Origin of the sequence: Cylindrospermum stagnale PCC 7417, from assembly GCF_000317535.1 — a bacterium.
Taxonomy (GTDB): domain Bacteria; phylum Cyanobacteriota; class Cyanobacteriia; order Cyanobacteriales; family Nostocaceae; genus Cylindrospermum; species Cylindrospermum stagnale.
The window spans coordinates 875,638-898,518 of record NC_019757.1; the positions used below are offsets into that span (position 1 = coordinate 875,638).

The 22,881-nt window shown below is 42.7% G+C and carries 14 protein-coding genes and 1 pseudogene; 9 read left to right on the forward strand and 6 right to left on the reverse strand.

Annotation, left to right across the window (positions count from 1 at the left end):
* Positions 1-69: 69 nt before the first annotated feature.
* Positions 70-969, reverse strand: coding sequence for a DUF928 domain-containing protein (locus CYLST_RS03660; RefSeq protein ID WP_015206353.1), 900 nt, complete (start codon positions 967-969; stop codon positions 70-72).
* 524 nt (positions 970-1,493) lie between these two features.
* Here CYLST_RS03660 and CYLST_RS03665 point away from each other — a divergent pair.
* The 6 genes from CYLST_RS03665 (at position 1,494) to CYLST_RS03690 (ending at position 12,234) form a co-directional block, all read left to right on the forward strand.
* Positions 1,494-4,367 (forward strand): ATP-binding protein, encoded by a 2,874-nt coding sequence (locus CYLST_RS03665; RefSeq protein ID WP_015206354.1) that lies wholly within the window; start codon positions 1,494-1,496, stop codon positions 4,365-4,367.
* Positions 4,360-5,850 carry an ATP-binding response regulator gene (locus tag CYLST_RS03670; protein ID WP_015206355.1) on the forward strand — a complete coding sequence of 497 codons (1,491 nt, stop codon included), beginning with the start codon at positions 4,360-4,362 and terminating at the stop codon, positions 5,848-5,850. Before CYLST_RS03665 ends, CYLST_RS03670 begins: the two co-directional genes overlap by 8 nt.
* Before the next feature lie 42 nt (positions 5,851-5,892).
* Positions 5,893-6,276, forward strand: a complete 384-nt coding sequence (locus tag CYLST_RS03675; RefSeq protein WP_015206356.1) for a response regulator — start codon at positions 5,893-5,895, stop codon at positions 6,274-6,276.
* Between the two features lie 400 nt (positions 6,277-6,676).
* Positions 6,677-7,438 carry a pre-peptidase C-terminal domain-containing protein gene (locus tag CYLST_RS03680; protein ID WP_015206357.1) on the forward strand — a complete coding sequence of 254 codons (762 nt, stop codon included), beginning with the start codon at positions 6,677-6,679 and terminating at the stop codon, positions 7,436-7,438.
* Positions 7,439-7,962: 524 nt separating this feature from the next.
* Positions 7,963-8,742, forward strand: a complete 780-nt coding sequence (locus tag CYLST_RS03685) for a peptidylprolyl isomerase (protein ID WP_015206358.1) — start codon at positions 7,963-7,965, stop codon at positions 8,740-8,742.
* A gap of 141 nt (positions 8,743-8,883) precedes the next feature.
* Positions 8,884-12,234 carry an ABC transporter transmembrane domain-containing protein gene (locus tag CYLST_RS03690; protein WP_015206359.1) on the forward strand — a complete coding sequence of 1,117 codons (3,351 nt, stop codon included), beginning with the start codon at positions 8,884-8,886 and terminating at the stop codon, positions 12,232-12,234.
* A 483-nt stretch (positions 12,235-12,717) separates the two neighbouring features.
* Here CYLST_RS03690 and CYLST_RS03695 read toward each other — a convergent pair whose 3' ends face one another.
* Positions 12,718-13,377, reverse strand: a complete 660-nt coding sequence (locus tag CYLST_RS03695; protein WP_015206360.1) for an HD domain-containing protein — start codon at positions 13,375-13,377, stop codon at positions 12,718-12,720.
* Positions 13,378-13,750: 373 nt separating this feature from the next.
* Between CYLST_RS03695 and CYLST_RS36325 the strand changes: the two genes are divergently transcribed.
* Together CYLST_RS36325 and CYLST_RS03700 are read left to right on the forward strand one after the other, a co-directional pair.
* Complete coding sequence (locus CYLST_RS36325; RefSeq protein WP_015206361.1) at positions 13,751-13,882, forward strand: hypothetical protein; 132 nt, start codon at positions 13,751-13,753, stop codon at positions 13,880-13,882.
* Positions 13,883-14,487: 605 nt separating this feature from the next.
* Positions 14,488-15,666, forward strand: coding sequence for an acyltransferase family protein (locus CYLST_RS03700; protein WP_015206362.1), 1,179 nt, complete (start codon positions 14,488-14,490; stop codon positions 15,664-15,666).
* 54 nt (positions 15,667-15,720) lie between these two features.
* Here CYLST_RS03700 and ilvB read toward each other — a convergent pair whose 3' ends face one another.
* The 3 genes and pseudogenes from ilvB to CYLST_RS03715 all read right to left on the reverse strand — a co-directional run bounded on the left by ilvB (position 15,721) and on the right by CYLST_RS03715 (position 19,725).
* Complete coding sequence (gene ilvB, locus CYLST_RS03705) at positions 15,721-17,613, reverse strand: biosynthetic-type acetolactate synthase large subunit (protein WP_015206363.1); 1,893 nt, start codon at positions 17,611-17,613, stop codon at positions 15,721-15,723.
* A 132-nt stretch (positions 17,614-17,745) separates the two neighbouring features.
* Positions 17,746-19,004: pseudogene (locus tag CYLST_RS03710) on the reverse strand (MFS transporter).
* A 145-nt stretch (positions 19,005-19,149) separates the two neighbouring features.
* On the reverse strand, positions 19,150-19,725 hold the full coding sequence (locus CYLST_RS03715) for a hypothetical protein (RefSeq protein WP_015206365.1): 576 nt from the start codon (positions 19,723-19,725) through the stop codon (positions 19,150-19,152).
* A gap of 363 nt (positions 19,726-20,088) precedes the next feature.
* On the opposite strand from CYLST_RS03715, the gene CYLST_RS03720 reads away from it, so the two are divergent.
* A complete protein-coding gene (locus CYLST_RS03720) occupies positions 20,089-21,216 on the forward strand; it encodes a ferrochelatase (protein ID WP_015206366.1) in 1,128 nt (375 codons plus the stop codon).
* Positions 21,217-21,337: 121 nt separating this feature from the next.
* On the opposite strand, the gene CYLST_RS03725 is transcribed toward CYLST_RS03720, so the two are convergent.
* Positions 21,338-22,759 carry an MFS transporter gene (locus CYLST_RS03725; RefSeq protein WP_015206367.1) on the reverse strand — a complete coding sequence of 474 codons (1,422 nt, stop codon included), beginning with the start codon at positions 22,757-22,759 and terminating at the stop codon, positions 21,338-21,340.
* Between the last annotated feature and the right edge of the window lie 122 nt (positions 22,760-22,881).

The window sequence follows — 22,881 nt, forward strand, 5'->3', positions numbered from 1 at the left end:
TCTCTTTCCTGCATCCTGTTTGCCTGGAAAGTGGGACAAAAATTAATATTCAGGAATCATTTATTATTGCTATAGATTTGATAATTCATCCTCAATAAAGGGAGCATTAACTGAGTTTTTATCTAATTTTACTGAGCCTAAAAGACTCTGCCAATCACTAATTAAAGATGCATTATTAGGGCTAGCTTGCCGAAGTTGTGCTAGTAAAGTCAGTGCATCAAACCAGATGCCATTGTCAGTATATATAGAAACTTTGTCTCGTTGTTGTGCTGTTGCTAATTGTTTTTCTAAACTGACGTTTAACTGGACTCGTTGGATATCGCCTTCAACATGAATTGGGATACTTTTCTGTCCACTACAACTGACTTTGAAAAACCAACGATAATTTTTGTTTATTTCTAGAGGAAGCGCTGTAGATGGCAGCGTAACGCTGATAATTCCTGGTTTTGCTCTTAATGATACAGTACTTTGATAAACTTCATTTTCTTCACTATCTTGTAACACAAACTCTGCACTTGCACCTGGAATCTCTGTTGTGTAAGGGACGTAAAACCAAAATGTTGGATATTTATTTGTCGTTAATCCCCACACATCCATAGGGGTTGTGGACATTGATGCTTTACTAAGTTGGCTTGTTAAATCACGCTCTTGAAAAGGCACTAAAGCTCTGAGTGGATTCTCTACTGCTGGACAAAAATCTCTACTTCCCATACCGATTGGGCGTCCTGGTATCGTACTGAGTCCTGCTGGAGGTTTTGTCCACCGAAAAATAGGTTGAGACTTATTTATTTTAGATGAAGCAGGTTTCCTAGCAGGTGGTGTTGATTGTCGAGAAGATACAGGTGCTGTAGTTTGGGCTTTGAGTAATCCTGAATCTTGAATAGCGCTACCTAAAATCAGCGCAGTTGGTAACATATATATTATGGGTTGAAAGAATGTTTTTCTAACTGCCAATTTTTTTAAATTCATAATAAACAACCAAATTTGCCTAGATAAAATTTACATTACCGCTTGAGCATTGTAGTTTAGCTGCTGTGCTTATAGTTTGCACATTGAGGCAGTAGGGAGGTTGGGGTATCACAGGTGTAGGTTTTTCACATTCAGTCTGAAAAAGCAGATTTTCTCGTTCTGAGATTTATGAGATTTATCAGATCTCCCCATCTTTGCGTCACCGAGTCGGTCAAACCGCAAAATCTAAAAAACCTACATTCGTCAGGGCAGGAGACAAGATTTGCAGGTTTTGCCTAAAATAAAAATGAGGCATTTTGTAAGCGGTACAGTTTAGCTGTCGCATACGAATATTATTTCATTGGTAGACTTTTTTCGTTTTATTCACCACTTCGCTTCTTTGGTATTTTGGGAGATAAATTGAAGCCGAACATCTAATTATGGCAGAAAAGCATCAGGAGGACTGGTTGTTGATGGCGACATTGCGGCCTGTTAACATACGCAAGAAATGAGAACTTGCAAGTAAATGTGCTGGGAAATTATCTATGACCTTAAATGTAGACGGTTTAGTTAGCCAACTGCGGGTAACTCTAGGGAAGATGGAGGTAGCACTAGGAGCAATTGCTGATGCTATCGTCTGGATGGGTAATGATGGCAGAGTGCAGTGGTGTAATGCTGCTTTCGATAGATTAGTGAATCTACCTCATATTCTAGTGCTGAATATGAGACTAAATGAGGTACTACCATTAACACAATCGGGTCAAGCAGTTGCCACAGATTGTTATCCTGATGTGCAAGTTCTCCGCTCCGAGTATGAAACCACAGAATATGAATATCAACAAGAGGTAGATGCAGAGCGGCATGTCAGTAGATATCGCCCCTTAATTTTAGAAATTTCAGGAAACTGTGCCGAATATATAGGAGGTGAAAGGTCGGCTGTACTTGTAATTCGGGATGTCACGCAAGCAAAGCGCATACAAGCGGAACACCAACAAACAGAGCAGCAACGGGCAGAAACTCTGTCTTTTCTCCAATCTACCCTGGAGTCTACAGCAGATGGAATTGCTGTTTTATGTAGTGATGGGAGCCTTAGTGTCTATAATCACAAGTTCCTACAGATGTGGTCGATGCCAGAGTCATTGCTATCGCCATCTCAGAGCAATGAAAGATTGAGGTTTATGGCTGAACAGACGCGAGATTCGCAAGCCTTTATTGTTAGGGCCAGGGAACTGTTAATTGATTACCCAGAACAGGCAGCTTTTGACGTAGTAGAACTCAAGGATGGCAGGGTTTTTGAGCGTTATTCCCATAGACAATGCCACGGCGATCGCATTGTTGGACGAGTTTGGAGTTTTCGAGATATTACTGAGCGCAAGCAAGCAGAAGTAGCTATGCAGCGCTGGGCACAGGCAGACAAGTTACTCAGCAGTATTTCCCGGCAGTTGATCGACCAGAATCTAGAAACTGCGGTCAATTTTACCCTGCAAGCGATCGCTGAATTCTTTGAGGCTAGACGCAGTTATATATTTGAATACTCTGAGCAACAGCAGCAGTTTAACATTGTTCATGAGTGGCAAACTGATGGCGCGCAAACATTATCTAGCAATATCACTAGTGCTGTGGAGCCGTTTCCCTGGTTCTACAACTGTATTCTTAGTGGCAAACCTGTACAAGGCTTACAAGTTGTCCATGTTGCAGATATGCCAGCAGAGGCAACGTCAAAGAAATCTCTGTTGTATAAAGAAGTTATTCAGTCTCTAGTGGCTGTACCTATGATCCATGCTGGTAAAGTTGTAGGGTTTTTGGGAGTGGATATCGTTGATGACCGTAAAACTTGGAGCCAGGAGGAGATTAACCTCTTACAACTCATAGGAGAACTGATTGCTATTGGTCGCTCACGACATCAGGTCGAAGAAGAATTGCGATTAGCAAAAGAATCTGCCCTACGGGAAGCAGCAAGCAGTGCTGAAGCTAACCGTGCTAAAAGTGTCTTTCTCGCCAACATGAGTCACGAACTCCGCACCCCGCTGAACGCTATTCTGGGTTTTGCCCAGTTGATGGAGCGAGATACCGCCCTCACTCAGCATCAGAGAGAATCTCTGGCAACCATCAATCGCAGCGGGGAACACCTGCTGAAATTAATTAACGATGTGTTAGAGATGTCCAAAATCGAAGCTGGTCGCATGGTTTTCAACCCGGAACCCTTTGACCTGCACCAGTTGTTACAAATTATTCAAGAAATGTTCCAAGTAAGAGCTCAGTCGAAAAAACTCTACTTAACAGTTGAACTGGCTCCAAATTTACCGCAATACATCTTTACCGATGAGGGTAAGCTGCGGCAAGTCGTGATCAACCTTTTGGGTAATGCCATTAAATTTACCGATTCTGGAGGAGTCACGCTGCGAGTTAAAGGCGAAGAACTCTTCAGGACAGAACTCCCCCGTTCTCCTAGCTACTCCCTACATTTTGAAATTGCCGATACTGGTAAAGGAATTGCGGCTGAGGAATTAGATAGACTCTTTCAACCCTTTGTGCAAACGGCTAGTGGTTTCCAATCTAAAGAAGGTACGGGACTGGGGTTGACCCTCAGCCGTCAATTTGTGCAGTTAATGGGAGGCGATATCAGTCTCTCTAGTGAGGTAAATCGGGGGTCTACTTTTGATTTTGAGATTAAAGTGGAACAGGCATTGCGATCGCAAGTTCCAGCACCAACCCCCAAAAAGCGGGTACACAGTTTGGCTCTTGATCAACCTGTGTATCGAATACTAGTGGTAGATGACCGCATAGAGAATTACAAAATATTGATACAATTACTCAACGCCGTTAGTTTTGAAACCCGTCTGGCAACTAACGGTCAGGAGGCAATACAAGAGTGGCAAGCATGGCATCCCCACCTAATTTGGATGGATATGCGAATGCCTGTGATGGATGGTTATGAGGCAACTCGACAGATTCGCGCCCAAGAACAGAGGCTCCAGAAAGACAACTCCGACCAAAATTTTCGGACAGTAATTATTGCCCTCACAGCCAGTGCTTTTGAAGAACAGCGCTCCGATATATTAGCCGCAGGTTGTGACGACCTGATCCGTAAGCCATTCCGGGAAGCGGTCATTTTCAATAAAATAGCTGAACATTTGGGAGTACAGTACCTTTATGCACAAGAGCAAGAGAGCCAGCAAACCGCGCAAAGAGTCACTAAAGTAGAGCCACTAACCTCAAAAGACCTAGCTGTTATGCCTGAAGCATGGATAAATGCTCTACATGAGGCAGCCATCCAGGTTGATGCCGAACTAATTTGTGAACTGATTCAACAAATCCCCGAAGCCCATTGCGCTTTAACTCAAGGACTGACTGAGCTTGTGAGTCTTTTCTGTTTTGACGAAATAATTGAGTTAATTACGGGAGAAGAGGATGCATAGTCAGCCATTAGACAAACCTAAAGCCAATATTCTAGTCATTGATGACACTCCAGAAAACTTGCAGCTTTTAGCTGCCATGCTGACAGGACAAGGTTACAAAGTTCGTAGTGTCACCAAAGCTACAGCCGGTCTGCGGGGAGCGCAAGCAGCGCCACCAGACTTGATTTTGCTGGATGTAAATATGCCAGAGATGAATGGTTATGAGGTTTGTCAACATCTCAAAGCCAATGAGATCACTCGTGACATTCCTGTAATTTTTCTGAGTGCGATGGATAGCGTGCTAGATAAAGTGAAAGCCTTTTCAGTCGGAGGCGTAGACTACATTACTAAACCCTTCAACGTCGAAGAGGTGCTGGCACGTTTAGAAAATCATTTGATGATTCGCAATTTGCGTGCATCGTTGCAAGAGCAAAATACTAGGTTAGAACAGGAGATTCAGGAGCGCCAGCAGGCGGAGGAAAAGTTTGCCAAAGCTTTTAGTTCTAGTCCCAGTCCTATAATGATTTCTTCCCTGGCAGATGGCTGCTTTATTGATGCCAACAGTAGTTTTTTGAGAATGAGTGGCTATTCCCTAGAGGAAATTATTGGTAACACCTTCACAGAACTCAATTTGGGAATGAATCAACAAAAGTACGCTAGCACAATTGGGCAACTTTTGGAAAAAGGATCTCTGCAAAATCATGAAATTGAATTTCGTACCAAATTAGGCGAAGTTAGAATTGCTTTGCTCTCTGCGGAACTCATTGAGCTATCCGGGAGAGAGTGCGTCCTCAATACTCTCAACGATATCACTGAGCGCCGACGGTTAGAAAACGAATTCATCTCTTTAGTTAGCCATGAACTACGTACCCCCCTCACCTCTTTGGTGGGAGCTTTAGACCTTTTAGCGGCTGGACAGCTAGGAACGCTGACTTCAAGAGGTCAACAAGTCCTAAATATTGCTATTACCAACACTGAACGCTTGATTCGTTTAGTCAATGATATTTTAGACTTGGAACGGATAAAATCGGGTAAGCTGACCATCCAAAAGGTCAAGTCTAACGCGGCCAACCTACTTACCCAGTCGGCAGAAGTTATGCAACCGATGGCGGAACGCTCCCAAATCAATCTTGTTGTTGAACCCATCACGGCTGAAATCTTAGTAGATCCAGACCGGATACTGCAAACTCTGACTAACTTGTTGAGCAACGCCATCAAATTTTCCGAACCTGGTACTACTATTTGGCTGCGTGCCCAGATGCAGCCAAATTGCTTGCAAATCACAGTTCAAGACCAGGGACGAGGTATTCCGGCTGATAAACTACAGACAATTTTTGAGCGGTTTCAGCAGGTAGATGCCTCCGATTCTCGCAACAAAGGGGGCACAGGTCTAGGGTTGGCTATTTGCCGTAACATTTTTGAGCAACATGGCGGTAATATTTGGGCAGAAAGCATTCTGGGTCAAGGCAGTATCTTCTATCTGACTCTGCCATTACTAGAGTAAAACAGGCAAAACTGTCAATAGCAATTTAAATAAAAAATCTTTATGAGTAAATGTGTATTAATAGTTGATGATGAAGAAGATGTGCGGGCGATCGCTCAAATGGGATTAGAAATGGCAGCAGGTTGGACAGTGCTAACTGCTAGTTCTGGACAAGAAGCTTTGGTCGTAGCAGCAAGCAACCAACCTGATGTCATTCTATTGGATATGATGATGCCTGATATGGATGGTCGGGCAACCCTGCAACAACTTAAAGTGAACCCGATAACTCAGCATATTCCCGTTATTCTGGTTACTGCAAAGGTTCAACCTTCAGAACAACAGAGCTTTCTTCTGTTGGATATTGCTGCTGTATTTGCTAAACCCTTTCGTCCCTTAAAGTTGGCTGACGAGATCAGTAGTGTCTTGAGTTCTATTGCAAAAACATAAGTTATATCATGTCCGTCGGGATTGGAATGTAGTTCTCTTCTCCCTCCTAGCCTGACGACACTGGCAAGTCTTTTCACGGTCTCTTCACAGCATTTTTTTGACGCTCTCCTAGTACCGGGAAGGTTGTCTAGTTTTGTCTGGATAAAACATCTGATAGTTGTTTTAGGTAGGGCAGTTTTTCCATCCTTCCAGACAACCTTTATCTGTGCCTCTTTTCAAGGAGGTTGAGTAATTACAAAATTTTTTCCAAATAGCGATCGCGCTTCCCTAGTTCTTCCCGATCACTCTCTAATCTTAAAAGTATCGAGGGCAGACAGAAAAGCAAACCCAGAAAAAACCTGGAAGCAATTATCTCAACCTCATTATATCAAACAACAAACAAATTTCCGGAGCAAAAAAAATGTCACTTATTCAAATTGGTTCTCTATCTAGCGCTGCTGTTACCAAAAATGATTTCTCTTTAAGTGCAGGTGAACCCGATGATGTGTTTCAATTCCAAATCGGTAGTACCAGAAATATTAACCTAGCGCTTACAGACATTAGTGCTAGCGATAATGCCGACCTAAGACTGTATCGAGACAATGGTGATGGTATATTCAACGCCAGCACTGATCCATTGATTCAATCTGCTGGTAAGTTTTTGAATGACGATGAGGCAATTAATGTCAGAGCAGATGCAGGTACTTATTTTGCCCAAGTCCAGCGCTATGATGCTGGTAGTCAAGGTGGTGTAACTTATGATTTAGCCTTATCTGCAACTGCGCCCGGTAATATAAATGATTTCAGCAACCTGCTGCCCACAGAGGTTGAACTTGGTTTTGTATCATCTAATGCCACCCGTACTGGTAATGTAAGTAATTCAAACACTGCTGATGTTTACCACTTCACGCTGGGACTCTTTACGGGCGCAAACATTTCACTGACAGGAATCAGCTCAACTGCTGATGCTGACATCCGACTGATTCAAGACATTAACCAGAATGGCATCGTTGACGCAGGCGAGGAACTTCGACGCTCTACTAATAATCTAGGACAGTCAGAGTTTTTCCAAGCTTTTGGAACTCAGGGCAACGGTGAATTTTTACTGCAAGTCAACCAATATTCTGGTACTACCAACTATACTCTCAACATCGATGTCTTTGATAGCATTGGAATTGCTTAATAACCGCTGGTAAAACCCCCGGCAATAGCTCCCAAGTGATGCAAAATCGTTCTCCCACATCAAAATTACCAGTGGTTATCGAGAAGCTACACACCATTTAGGTCTAGCCTTTTCAAGGTGACTGACGAATTTACTGGATTGCTGAAATATAACTCTCAATCAACATATCAAATTTTGAGTGACATGGGGATTGAAAATTCCATTCTGCCATTCAGTATTTCACTACTTTGAAAAGGCTAAATTTTAGAACTTACGCCTTGACAGAAAATACCAAATATGTGAGGTGGATTTCAGGCATTCCCACTAGATTTTTCAAAGATTTTTTAGCGAATACCGACCGTACCTGAGTGAACGCTATTTATCTGAAGTTAATCACCAAAAGCCTGAATCGACCGAATTTTATTTACTCATAAAATAGTCAATTTGTACAGTGCGTAAGTTCTATTAACTAAGAAAGTGGTTATTCGGAGGCATTGCACCCCCATACCTCCAATACCATTTTATAGAAATCATGGAAGGCAGAGATGACGAAAGTTTTACAATTAGGCGATCGCGCGATCGCCTCTGAGGAGATCATTCCCCTCCTCGCTAGCTATCAGCTAATTCCGCAATTACTGGGCGAGAGGATTATTGACCAAGCAATTTTATCAGTTACCTGCACCCCTGAAGAAACGGCTCAAGCTTGTGCAGAATTTTATCAACATTGGGAATTGACTTCAGAAATCCAACAGCAAAACTGGCGATCGCAATATGATTTAACCCAAGAGAAATTGGAACTCTTGGCAACGCGAAAACTCAGAACAGAAAAGTTTAAGCAAGCGACTTGGGGTCATAAATTAGAATCTTATTTTCTGCAACGCAAACGACAACTAGACCAAGTTATTTACTCTTTAATTCGCGTTGACAAGATCGGAATAGCTAACGAACTTTATTTTCGTATCCGCGAAGGAGAAGAATCTTTTGCTGAGTTAGCCCGGAAATATTCTCAAGGGACAGAAGCACAAACCTATGGCATTATCGGCCCAGTTGAGTTAGGGAATTTGCCCTTAAATTTGGCAAATCTACTATATACCATTCCCGTTGGGGAAGTTCAACCCCCTGTACGTTTCGGAGAATGGCTGGCGATTGTACGTATTGAACAAGTCATTCCAGCACGTTTAGATGAATTTATGCGTCAAAGACTGCTCAAAGAAAATTTTACAGTTTGGTATCAGCAGCAATTATCTCAACTTTCCCCACGGGAACAAATATGGATGGGTATTAAACCGCCGCCAGTAAAAGCGATGGAAAATTTAGCAGCATGATACCAATTCAAAATTCGTCTGGGGAAGTTACGAGCCGAGGAAATCTCTGCTCATACTTTCCGTAAAATTCAAAATCCTATTGTCCTTCCCTAGTTCTTCCCGATCGCACTCTAATCTGAAGACAGTTCACAGGATTTGGCAATGGTAACTGACAAGGTGAAGGTAGCTCAAACCGAGACAAATACTAGTGTTGATCTTCAACAATTTATTGCAGGACTGTTTCCTTTTAATTATCTACCATTAAATATATTAGAAAACTTGCTCAACAAAGTGCAGTTATTTCGCTACCGCATGGGTCAGCTGATAGTGGCACGGGAAGCAATGCCAGAGCAAATTATTATTATCTATGAAGGTCAGGCGCGGCTTTTAGGCTATGAATTCGGCAAAGCTAATCCGGCAACACTCAAGCTACTCTCGGCTGGGGAAGTTTTGGGCTGGGTAAGTCATGTGCGGGGAGTAGCTTGTGAAACTGCGATCGCTTCTAGCGAAGTCATCACCATTAATCTACCTGTTGCAGATTTTTTGGCATTGATGCAGCAGGAATCGGCTTTTGCTCAAGCATTATATCAAACTGCTTCTTTGATTGAAGTCTATGAATTACTCCAAGCTGAACTGCATCGTTGCGCCGACGGTAGCCAAAATTTGGTGAAGCTGACTCAAGCAGTCAACCCAAATGCGATCGCCAAAACAATCACGACTCGCCAAGCATCACCCCAGTTAGATTCAGAATATTTGTGGTTAATTAGTGGTAGTTCTAGTGCAGAATTTCCTGTGGGTAGTTGCCTAGAATCAGAATATCTCAACCCCAAGCTGAAATTTCCTGCACCGATGCGTCTGCTGGGGTTACCCAAAACTTTACTCGGTAAACAACCAGCCCCAAAACTGGCAAAGTTAACCCCAATTGCCTACGCCCCAGAAATTAACATTACACCAGAACCAGCAGCATCAGACAATAAACAAAAATATCCTTGTGTCCGAGGTAGAGGTCCGTTAGATGCATCTTTGGCTTGCTTCCAAATGTTAAGCCAATATTTTAATATCCCTTTTCGCAAAGATACAGTGCGGCGGGTGTTGACGAAGCAACAAACACAAACAGGTAGCATATCTCTGCAATATTGCGGTGCTGTTGCTGAGTTGATCGGTTTAACTACACAAATGGTGAAAGTACCAGCATCCGCAGTTAGTCGCTTGCAAGCACCAGTCATGATTTCCTGGCAAGACAGTTTTGCCATCATCTACAAAAACAGTAACCAAGAATTACTAATAGCCGTCCCAGAAATGGGACTATTACGCCGCAAAGCCAAAGACTTTGCCGAAACCTGGGGTGAAGAAGGGGAAGTACTACTACTGCAACCCACCAAAAACACCCCCAAAGCTAGATTTAGTCTGCAATGGTTTGTCCCTGCACTGCGGCGCTATCGGAAAGTTTTAACTGAAGTCCTGGTTGCTTCCATTGTTATCCAAGTATTTGGGCTAGTAAACCCTTTAGTCACCCAAGTAATTATCGACAAAGTGATAGTCGGTAATAGTCCAGATACTCTAGAAGTATTCGGCATATTTTTACTCGTGGTGGCAGTGGCGGAAGCAGTCCTCACCAATCTCCGCACCCATTTGTTTACTGATACCACCAACCGAATTGACCTCTCATTAGGTTCTGAAGTTATCAATCACTTGTTGCGGCTGCCATTATCTTATTTTGAGTGCCGTCCCGTGGGGGAATTGGCAACACGCATTCATGAACTAGAAAATATCCGCTCATTCCTCACCGGTACAGCCTTGACTGTGGTGATGGATGCAGTATTTTCGGTAGTTTATATTTTGGTGATGGCGATTTATAGCCCAGCACTGACCTTAGTTGCTTTGGCAACAATACCGATGTTCGCTTTGCTTAACTTGATGGTGTCACCGTTGATGCGGCGACAATTACAACAAAAAGCCGAACGCAACGCCGAGACGCAATCTTACCTAGTGGAAATCATGGGAGAAATGCAAACAGTCAAGGCGCAAAATTTAGAAATGCGATCGCGCTGGCAATGGCAAGAACGTTATGCTCGTTACATCAGTGCAGGCTTCAAAACAGTCTCTACCCAAACTACTGTCGGTTCCATTAGCAACTTCCTTAACAAGCTCTCTAGTATGCTGGTGTTATGGGTGGGAGCTTATCTGGTTCTCAATCACCAACTGACACTAGGGCAACTCATCGCCTTCCGGATCTTAGCTGGTTATGTTTCTAGCCCCCTGTTGCGCTTGGTGCAACTCTGGCAGAACTTCCAAGAAACTGCTTTGTCTCTACAACGCCTCGCCGATATCTTGGACACTCCCCAAGAGACAGAAACCGATAGCCAAAATATCCTCATGCCTAGTATTCAAGGCAGTGTGCGCTACGAAAATCTCTCCTTTAGTTTCCGGGAAAATGGCCCACTGCAACTGTGCAATATCAACTTAGATTTCCCTGCGGGTTCCTTTGTGGGGATTGTCGGTCAAAGCGGTTCTGGGAAAAGTACACTGCTCAAGTTACTACCCCGACTTTATGAACCCAAGTCCGGCAAAATTTTAATTGATGGCTACGACATCAGCAAAGTTGAACTTTATTCACTCCGCACTCAAATTGGCATGGTGCTGCAAGATACGCTGTTGTTTGATGGCACGGTGCGCGAAAATATTGCCTTGGCTTGTCCTGATGCTAGCGATGAAGAAATTATTGCCGCCGCTAAGGTAGCATTTGCCCATGACTTTATTATGTCGTTGCCCAGTGGCTATAACACCCGTGTCGGGGAACGAGGTTCAGCTCTATCTGGTGGACAACGCCAACGAGTGGCGATCGCTCAATCTCGTGAGAAAAGCCGCAATACCGCAGCATTATCCCAAGAGGATTTGTTAGCTAAAATCACGGCTAATGATCAAACTATTGCAGAAATTGATAGTCAATTGACTAAGATGATTGTTGATAATACAAAGCGCCTTTATGAAATTAATAGTCAAATTGGTGATTTAGATAGTAAGTTAACTCAAGCACAAGAAACTCTGAAATATCAGCAACTTAAGTCGCCTGTGGATGGGATAGTTTTTGAACTCAAGGCTAAGGCTCCAGGGTTTGTGGTTAATCCTAGTGAACCGATTCTCAAGGTAGTTCCTAGTGGGAGTTTGGTGGCTAATGTTTATATTACTAATCGCGATATCGGTTTTGTAAAAGCAGGACAAACTGTAGATGTGAGAATTGATTCTTTTCCGTTTCAAGAATATGGCGATATTCAAGGTGAGTTAGTTGAGATTGGTTCTGATGCTTTGCCTCCTGACCAGGTTTATCAGTTCTGGCGTTTTGCGGCTAAGGTTCGTCTGGATGGGCAAACTTTGCTGATTAATCAGCGCCAAGTTCCCTTACAATCTGGTATGTCTGTTAATGCCAATATTAAGCTACGTCAGCGCACTGTTATGAGTATCTTTACCGACTTTTTGGTGCAAAAGGCTGAGAGTTTAAAGTCTGTTCGCTGATGGGGCGACGAAATAGGTTAAAAAGCTTATGAGATAAAGAACGAAGCAATTTATGGTTGAAAAATATAGGTCTATTTTTGTCAATAAATCCTACCTATTTGTCAATAAGCCCTATCTGGAGAGCGATTTTTTTCGGGGGAGATGAGACTGGCAATGCGGTAAGATGACCCAATGTCAGATTCTGAGCTGTTATGTTCATAAACCTCTTTTTCTCTTTTAATTGCAGATAGTTATACTCAAATTTTTCAGTAAAAATTTCCGAAACTTCTCAATGGCTCACACCGCGTAAATGTTCTTTAGCCAACACGAGAATAGCACGAAGAACAGGAAAAAAAGTGTGATGGCTAGTTTCGGTTATTTTTCAGGTTAAATAACGATCGGGAAAAACTAGGGAAGAAAAATTCAAACCTCTTTTAGGTCGAGTTTAAATTTTCTGTAATCGTGAATAACTAAATGAAACCACTGGACATTCCCAGCATCGCCTTAATTGCCTGTTTGTATCAGGATTTGAATTTCTGCTTGAAGATTTGATCTGGCAGATGGTTCAGATATCTCAAACATTAAAGGCGTAAAGTAGATACGCGGACGCTGCAAAAATCGTTCTAAAATCTGCCTTCTACCTGCAATATAGTCCGCTTCTGATACCCAGCTATATTCCTGGCGAATGGCATTAGCGTATTCTTGATACTGAACTGGGTCAGCAGCCAAAATCGCTAAATCTGCATCTAGTAACACTTGGCTATCAAAGTCATCGGCGGCAGCTTGGTGCTTAGTTTGCAGAATTAAACGAGTGATATTAGTAATATTACTAGATGAAATTCCCAAGTTCCTCAGCACATCACTAGCATAGTCAGCACTTCTTTCTTCATTATCTTGAGCGTGAGTGTTATAGACTACATCATGAAACCAGGCGGCAAGTTGTACAGCAGGTAAGTTTTGGGCGCAGGCTTGTAAGGTGTCAATGGTGCTGAGGACGTGAGCAATGTGTTTTATTGTGTGATAATTGCGATGCCGTTCGCAGCTAGAATAAGCTTCAACTAGCCTAGTAAAGGCTTGCTTTGCTGCTACTTGGTCAACACCAAAGGGTTGGAGTGTGTGCTGCCAACGAGAAAATAAGGCATCTGTAGGGTTTTTTGTAGCCATACAATCTTATATTTCTGATTTATTTATTGAGAATATAAATTTGCAGCTAATCTCCAGAAATGTTTAGTAAAGCTTCAGGTTTTAAAAAGCACCGAATACAGAATACTGGTCGCTTTTTTATATCTGTATTTACTCTGATTCATCGCTGTTATCTATTTAATTTACAGTAACTATTGGGCAGTAACATTGATATCTTTAAATTAGGAAATTACTGGACATAAAATTACGTTTACCTATAAAACTTTATAATTTATCTTTAAACTTTACTATTCCTTGACATTAATTTCCTAACTCTCTTTTAGCATGGTGGAAGTACACTACTTGTGTCACTATCAAGGCGCTTTAGTGAATATGTAAATTCTCTTGGCACATCATGATTACAACAGCGGCACATTCTAAAAACTGGCTGCAAGGAAGTCGTTATAGTAATCGGGGAAGTGTTTATTTGTTCGCTCCGATGGTTAACTTCAATGTGATGGCTGAAGTTGGAGACACACCCCCCTGATCTGATGTGCTTGTACTTGCTTGGAAATTTCATGAATAATTCAACAATTACATCTCGATAAGAATGAGTAAATTTCACTCATATTTTGGCAGAGATCAAAAAGATGTAACTGAATTAAAATAAGTATTTTGATATTTTGTAACTAAGTATCTGAATTCTAATAGCTTGTCAAATTGCTAACTCATACACATCAAGAGTTATATATTTGATTTTGTGGCAAAGGATTAGACTTCGGTGCTAATGAGTCATGAAAATCAAAATTAATTGTTCTTATTTCCAAAAAAGTACACTACCAAATAATAATTAAATAATTAGCTATTATCCCTTTCTCGGTAACTGTGCGCGTACCTGCACAAGTTATCAAAAGCTGCTACGGCAAGTAAATCATGAAGGCTAGAGAATTTCATCTATCACCTTCTTTCCTTAGCTTGTACAAGGTTAGCCTGGGTAATGTGCTCTGGAAATAGGCAAACACACACTAACTCCTTGCACAATTTCTCTTTAATAGAAGATCCGAGAATAATACATCCTTAATTAACTGCACCTCTACTCTTAATAAGAAATCAAAGTATCTATCAGCTAAAAGATAGTAGGAGATTAAGTTAATGACTAAAATTACAGAAAACTTTACTGATAAGAGGCTCCATTTACCTTATTTGGATGGCTTGCGTGGATTGGCATCTCTGTACGTTGTTCTTGTCCACGTTGAACCATTAATTGCTGATCAATTATCTGTATTTTGGACTTTCTTTGTAAGAACCATGAAATATGGTGCATTTAGTGTTATCAGTTTTATTGTTCTTTCTGGCTATGTTTTAATGCTGCCAGTAGTTCGTTCTGAAAATAGCCAATTATCAGGAAGTTTTGTTAATTATATTAAGAGGAGAGCGCGGCGAATATTACCGCCTTACTATATGGCTTTATTCATCAGTATACTACTAGGAGGAGTTATTTTCCTCTTAGAGCAATTCACTGGTTTTCAATGGAATGAACAGGCAGGAATTGGCTCATTCTCTCCTAAGTTTTCTTTGATTGATGTTTTATCTCATGTGCTATTAGTTCATAATCTGAGTGGTAGCACATATTTAACTATTAACTCCCCTATGTGGACAGTGGCAACAGAATGGCAGATATACTTTTTGTTTCCGCTATTGTTGTTGCCTATATGGCGGCGTCTCGGATTATTATCAGTTGTCATTATCGCCTTTGTAATTGGCATAACACCTATATATTTGCTAAATGGATTATTTGAATCAGCCAATCCTTGGCTACTAGGCATCTTCTGTTTAGGAATGGCAGCAGCGGATATTGGATTTTCTCAAAAACCCAAGTTAGTGGCTATGAGAAATTCCCTACCTTGGGGAAGGCTTGCTATAATATTCACTTGTTTCGCTTTCTTAACTGAGTGGCGACGGCTAGGTTTGCATATATGGATTAATCAGAGTTTTGCTGGACTTGCCTTTGCTTGTTTATTTATTTCTTTTACCAAGTCTATAATTGAGGGCAAACGGCCATCTTTAGTACTAAGACTTTTACAACATCCTTGGGCGATCGCACTTGGTACATTTTCTTATAGTTTATATCTGATTCATGGGCCAGTTTTAGTATTCGTGCGTTACTTCTTATTTCATCTGCCAATTTCCCCAAATACGTTTGCGGCAGCATCTTACTTAATAGGTACGGTAATGTCGGTAGTCATTGCCTATTGGTTTTACTTATTTTTTGAGCGGCCATTTATGTCTAGTTTCTTAAAAAAGCGCAAAGTTAAAGATGCTGTGAGTTGACAAACAAAAAACGCAGAGGTGTGTATCCTCTGCGTCAAAAAACGTTAAAAAGTCTTATAACTTCGTCCCACACTCAGCACAGAAATTGTGATTGGGGGGGTTTTTCGAGCCGCAGTTACTACAATGCACTGATTCTACTGCGGCTTTTGGTGTCTGCTTAGGCAAACCGATCATTTGAGCGTTATTCTTGCCGGGGGCTACCATGGGATAGCAATTTTCATCTCTGGTGACTTGGGCATCCACAATCACTGGGCCATTGTGTGCCAACATGGTGGCGATCGCATCTGGCAACTCATCCCGATTGCGAATCACCATCCCCTTAATCCCATAAGCTTGAGCCAACAATTCAATGTCTGGCATCCCTACTTCCATGTTTGAACAAGAGTAACGTTCACCGTAGAAGGCTTGCTGCCACTGGCGAACCATCCCCTGCCAGCCATTGTTCATAATGACTGTTTTGACATTTATACCATATTGTGCTAGTGTTCCTAATTCCTGTAAACACATTTGGAAACTGGCATCGCCGCTGATACAGATGACTTCATCATCTGGAAACGCCACTTTTGCACCCATAGCCGCCGGCACCCCAAAACCCATTGTTCCCAATCCGGCACTGGAAATCCAGCGTCTGGGGCCATTCTTGAGGAATTGTGCCGCCCACATTTGATGTTGACCAACATCGGTGGTGTAGAAAGCATGGGGGGCTTGGCGACCAATTTCCACAATCACCTCTTGGGGTGACATACTGTCGGGATAGTGGGGCACCACTAGGGGATATTCTTCCCGCCAACGGTTAATTAGGTTCAACCACTCTTGGTTTTGGTTAGGTGTAGCCTTGGCGTTGGCACTTTGACAACGACGTAACAAGTCAGTCAAGACGTTCTTGACATCACCGACGATGGGCACTTCGGGAACGCGGTTTTTACCAACTTCTGCCGGATCGATGTCGATGTGAATTACTTTGGCGTGGGAGGCGAATTCATCTAACTTGCCGGTGACGCGATCGTCAAATCTGGCCCCGACGCAAATTAGCAAATCACAATCTGTGACGGCAAAGTTAGCGTAGGCGGTGCCATGCATCCCCAACATTCCCAAAGACAGGGGATGATGTTCGTCAAAAGCACCGATTCCCATCAAGGTTGTGGTGACGGGGATATTAAATAACTCCGCCAGTTTTTTTACTTCTTCATGTGCATTGGCAGCGATCGCACCTCCACCCACATACAACAACGGCCGGCGGCTTTCCCGAATTAACTGGATTGCTGCATTAATTTGGCGTGGATTCCCTTTCACAGTGGGACGATACCCAGGTAACTTCACCGCACCCGGTGCTACAGGCAGATAGTCAAATTGTTCTAAAGCCACATCTTTGGGAACATCAATCAAAACTGGTCCCGGACGCCCTGTGCTGGCGATGTGGAATGCTTCGGCGACAATTCGCGCCATGTCTTTGGGGTCACGCACTACATAGGAGTGTTTGACAATTGGTAGGGTAATGCCATAGATATCCGTTTCCTGAAACGCATCTGTACCAATTGATGCTCGTGGCACTTGTCCCGTCACCACAATCATCGGAATTGAGTCCATGTAGGCAGTGGCGATACCTGTTACCAAGTTAGTTGCTCCTGGTCCTGAAGTACCAAAGCAAACTCCTACTTTACCCGTAGCCCGGGCGTAGCCGTCGGCAGCATGGGATGCGCCTTGTTCGTGTCTTACCAAAATATGCTTAATAGCACCAGTAGCTTCTACTTTATATAGGTCGTCATAAATCGGCAGAATCGCTCCACCGGGATAACCAAAAATATATTCAACACCATGCCGCAGTAGGCTATCCAGTAGGGCAAACCCACCAGATGCACGTTTGGGCGTAACGACTTGGGAGTTAGAGATAGGGGACTGGGTTTGATTCTCAGATTGCGCGGGACTGATGGGGGAGAGCGATCTCACTATGAACCTCAGACTATAGCTAAAGTTAATGCTTAGATTCTGTGCTTAAGAATTCATTTTAATGGAAAATTAAATTAAATACTTACATTATTTCCAGTGTAAGCATAAGAATAAACTATCACTCTAGCTTTTTTAAATCACATCTTGCAAGACTGGCCGGGTATTTTGCCAGAGCACCAGACGCCGACAGCGGCAACCACAACACTCATTCCTAAAAGCACAATTGATAAACCGAAGGCGTTAACTAGCTTTGTCGTAATCAGCAGGGGTGCCGTCAGGGCAATATTAATGGCATGATTTTGAAAACCAAATACTTTACCATGCATTTCTGGCACTGTTTGTTGCTGAATTAAAGTTTGCATTGGCACGTTAACTAAGGCTGCACCTACACCCAAAAAGATACAAAGTCCAAGGGCTAGGGGTAGGTTCTGAACAAAAATAAACAACCCTAACGCCAGGGCCATAATCAAAAACCCAATTAAAGGCAGGGGCAAGTGATGTAATTTATGACCAAAGTGCCCAAGAATTGCCGCACCTATAACCATCCCCACCCCAGCAGATGCCACGAAAAAGCTAAAATCTCTTGGTTCCAAGTGTAACCTCGCCGCCATTCCAATCGCTAATTCTATGAGCGCTGCAAACACGCAGTATAAAGTGACAATTTGCAGCATGGCATTCCACACCAGCCGATTTTTTTGGAGATAGCGCAAGCCCTGTACGAATTCAGTCCAGGGATTAACTGCTTCTGCCTCTGGGTCAATGTGTCTGTGTTCTTTAAAATGAATCGGCATCATGATCAAGGCAGACAGCAGGTATAAGCCACCTACCACCATCTCTTTACCAAAACCTTTGTTTAAGCTTTCAAACCAATCCAACATCGGACTAGCCACCGCATTACCAACAATTAAGGCTCCCATCATCGTGCTGCTAAATAAGGCATTGGCAGCCATTAAACCCTCTCGCTTTACCAAAAGGGGGATAGCTGCTTGCTCTGCTGGGGCAAAAAACTGCGTCACGGTAGAGATGGCAAAGGTGAAGATCAACAGAATCAGAAACTCCCGTGGTAAAAATGGAATCAACAACATCAATACACCGCGCACCGCATCCGAGCCAACCATGATCAGTTTTTTCGGTACGCGATCAACAATCACGCCGCCAGCAGAGCCAAACAAAATTGCTGGTACGGTAAATGCCATATACAAAAAGAAGCGCCCGTTGTCGCCCACTTCATTAGCAGGTAGGTAGAGCTTTAGTAAGGCAATCATCAACACGAAGAATACCTTATCTGCTAATTGGGAAATTAATTGCCCAATCCACAGAAGCATAAAACCACGATTTTTTAGTAGTGCGCCAAAGCCGTTATTAACAGCAGCAGGTTCAGTGGGAAACATTCAGATACTTGGGAATATTGACTAGGGTAGATGAAGCAGGATGAGCAGGGGGCAGGGGCAAATCAGAATAATTAATCACAACTGACCACTCAGAACGGCATAACCCGCTATTTCTCACTCCTGCTTGCCCACTTTGTTGTCCGGATTATTTTTCTTCATAGTGTTTTACCAGCAGATGCAAAAATTCAGCGGCAGTCAGGCTGCTTTTGGGCGACGAGGAAAATTCGCTAGATGGATCTACCCAGGAGCCTTTAACAATTTGGGGCGATCGCCACATCGCTAAATGATCAACTGCTGGAGAGGCGTAAAAACTATTTTGCCCACCACCCAGCAAAGTTGAAGTCCAATGGGTGAAATAATCATGACTCAGTCGATGAATCGGAAAATTACCCCATAGGGGCATCCCCCATCCATCTATAGCAATAAATGCTTTGACATGACCGCCCAATAGTTGCCACTTCACAGCAGCGGCGATCGCTCCCACTACACCAGCACTAAAGCTAACGAATATAACTGGCGATTTTAGCTCATTCCCCAAGCGATCGCATAAAAAGTCTAAAATATGAAATGCTGATAAACTCAAAAGACCCTGTCCCGGAAAAACCAGTATATTCTCGGCATATTGACTCATTGCGCCATCAGCAACCAGATTTAACCACTCTGCAATAAAGCTTTGCGTAAGTTCTGGATCATGGATTCCAGGGCAAATAATGATCTTCATTTGGCTTTTTTATTAGCAGCTTTCACAAAGCTCTTATTTAGGAATCTTAATTGTCTTAAATATAACATGAAGTTTACGGTAGTCAGGAAATTTTGTCCCTAAAAATATAATCTGAATCTTCTATAAATAACTCAAACCAGTCTCTGGTGTCTATTAACCTTTAGCAGAGACACACATCAGGTACTGAGGAATAAATACCCAGACTTCAGTATCCAGTAATAACCGTAGTATGTCTTTTGCAAGATTGTTTTAATTCTTGTGCTTATCCTATCCCCCCGGATGGGATAATATCGTACGAGTATGGGAAACGATTAAGTTATTCCATCACTCTCTCTCCATTTAGGTCATATTGAGGAATTCATTGTGGTTGCCACGCCCCAAATAAAAGACCAACTGCAACACACCCACGAGCATCTATCAGGTCAAGACCGTGTAGCCGTATTGCTCATGGGCTACGGCGAAGTCGAAAGCTACGAAGATTTCGCTAACTATAACGAACAGGCTTTAAATCTACTCACAGCAAAATTCGCACCAGTCCCAACCTGGATTTATCCCCCCCTAGCAAAGCTTTTGGCGCTATTCGATCGCCATGAGTGGGGACACACACACCACGATTTTATCTCCCCACACAATGCCATCTTTGAACAGCAACGGGCTGGTATTGAACACGAATTACAACACAAGTGGGGCGGTGGTGTCCAAGTCTTTAAAGCCTTCAACTTCTGCGCTCCCTTCCTGCCGAATCAAGTTCTGGCAGAAATCAAAAACCAAGGCTTTGATAAAATCTTAATTTATCCACTACTGGTTGTGGATTCCATCTTTACCAGTGGCATTGCTATCGAGCAAGTTAATAATGCCTTCGCCGAATTGGCTGATGGTGATGAAAGTTGGGTAAAAGGAATACGCTATATTCCTTCTTTCTACAACGAACCAGAATACATCAAATTGATGGCGCGTTTGGTTGAGGAGAAAATCAATGCTGACGTAGCAGCAGCTTATCTACCTTCCCAAATCGGCATTGTGTTAATGAATCACGGTTGTCCTCACAAAGCCAAAGGATTCACCTCTGGGATTGTTGAAAGTCAGACACTGTATGATTTAGTACGGGAAGAGTTAATTAACCGCTATCCCTTAATATCGGTGGGTTGGCTCAACCATGACACACCCCTAATCGAATGGACTCAGCCAGATGCCACCCAAGCGGCTAAAAACCTGATTCAATTGGGTGCAAAGATCATCCTCTTTATGCCCATTGGCTTTGCAACAGAAAACCACGAAACCCTGTTAGATGTCCACCACATCATCCATGCTTTAGAGAAACAGTATTCCGGTGTGGACTATGTGCAAATGCCTTGTGTTAACGACAATCCACAATTTCTATCGATGGCCGCTGAATGGGCCAATGCTCATATTGCTGAATTGATGCAAGAACAAGCAAAGGCAATTAATCCCCAGTTAGCTGAACATCATCACCATCATCACCACCATTAAGTAGACAAGGGAAGGGAGATGAGGGAATTATTTTCTCTTCTCCCCTGCCTCAGCGTCTTTGCAAGTACCAGTAAGACCTACAGAAAACGGAACAATTCGGTCTTTTCCCCGTTACCTCTCGTTAATGGGAATGTTGATCCGAGAAAGGACTTGTATCCGGTAACTCATCTTCCAGCAGACGCAGACGGGGATACAAGTAGGCAATGAAAGTGAAAACGATGCTAAATAGGCCCATGATGATCAGCATCAAACCAATACCGCGACCAGGCCCAACACCAATAATTTGTCCAATACTGGCTGCTCCCAACCCATCAGCCGCCATCAACGGTTCAAAAACTTGGTCAGCTAGTGGCCCTGCAATCAGATAAGAAAGCGGCAGAAAACCCTGAGTAACCGCAGTGCGGAATGCAAAGACCTTTCCTTGTACTTCTGGAGCAACTTTCTTTTGGTAAATTACTTGGATTGCACCATTAACGATTGGGATTATAAAAAATATAAAGAACTCAGCGATCGTAAACAGAATTGGCTCAGGGCGCAAGCCCGCTAACACATATAATAAACCCAAAAAAAACATCGAGATAAATATAATATTGATCAGGCGCTCTATTCCCCCCCAAATGCTCATAATGAAACTGCCGACTAACATTCCAGAACTAGCAATAGAAGAGATTGTCCCCAAAGATTCCATTGAGGTGAAGGAAAGTACCATAGGTGTGGTTAGAGCTTCATCACTACCAATGAGAAAGTTGCTGATAGCAACAAAAACTACTAAGCCAATAAGTCCAGGGCGCTCGATCAAATAATGCCATCCAAAGGTCACTTCTTGCCAGAATGAAGAGAACAACCCAACCTCCTCTCGATTAGCTTCTGTGGTCTGAACTTCAGGGAATTTAACCACTAGCAAACACACCAGAGCAAAGCACAAAGTTATCAAATCAATGACAACAACTCCCGAAATTTCGACAGTTACCAGCAGTGCAGCGGCCAGCGCAGGTGAGAGGATTTCCGCAATAGACAACCTAATCTGCGTCATCGAACTAGCACGACCAAGTTGTTCTCTAGGTACGAGTAATGTAGTCGCTGAAGAATAGGCAAGCCCTTGAAAAGTACTGAAACCAGAACTAATAGCACTAATTAGGCACAGATTCCAGACTTCTAAATTATCACTAACAAATAACCAGGCAATAGTTAGGGTACACAGACCAGCACAGAAGTCACTAATAATCATAATCCAGCGACGACTCCAGCGATCGACAAACACTCCAGCAATGGGAGAGATCAAAATCGCTGGTAAGGTCGTTGATAGAATCAGGAGAGTGAATTGGGTAGTTGAGTTAGTATGCTGGTAAACCCAAATACTGAGAGCAAAACTGGTTGTGCGTGAGCCAACTAAAGATAACACTTGACCAAACCAGATCAAGATAAAAGTACTCATGCTTGGAGTTATCTCTCCTTCCTTACTGGAGAAATACTCAGTCCACTTAAATAAAGATGCTCCAAATTTGGGCTGTTCTTTCAACTCTGGTGGGCCGTTTTCTAACATAGCAACAGTAATTATTGGTTAATTTGTGGCCAAGCCTCATGGTTTAATGTAGCATTTATTTCTCATTTTCCTGCTACACGTCGGTAAGTATGGCAGTTATCAGGGTAATTAGGACAACCTTA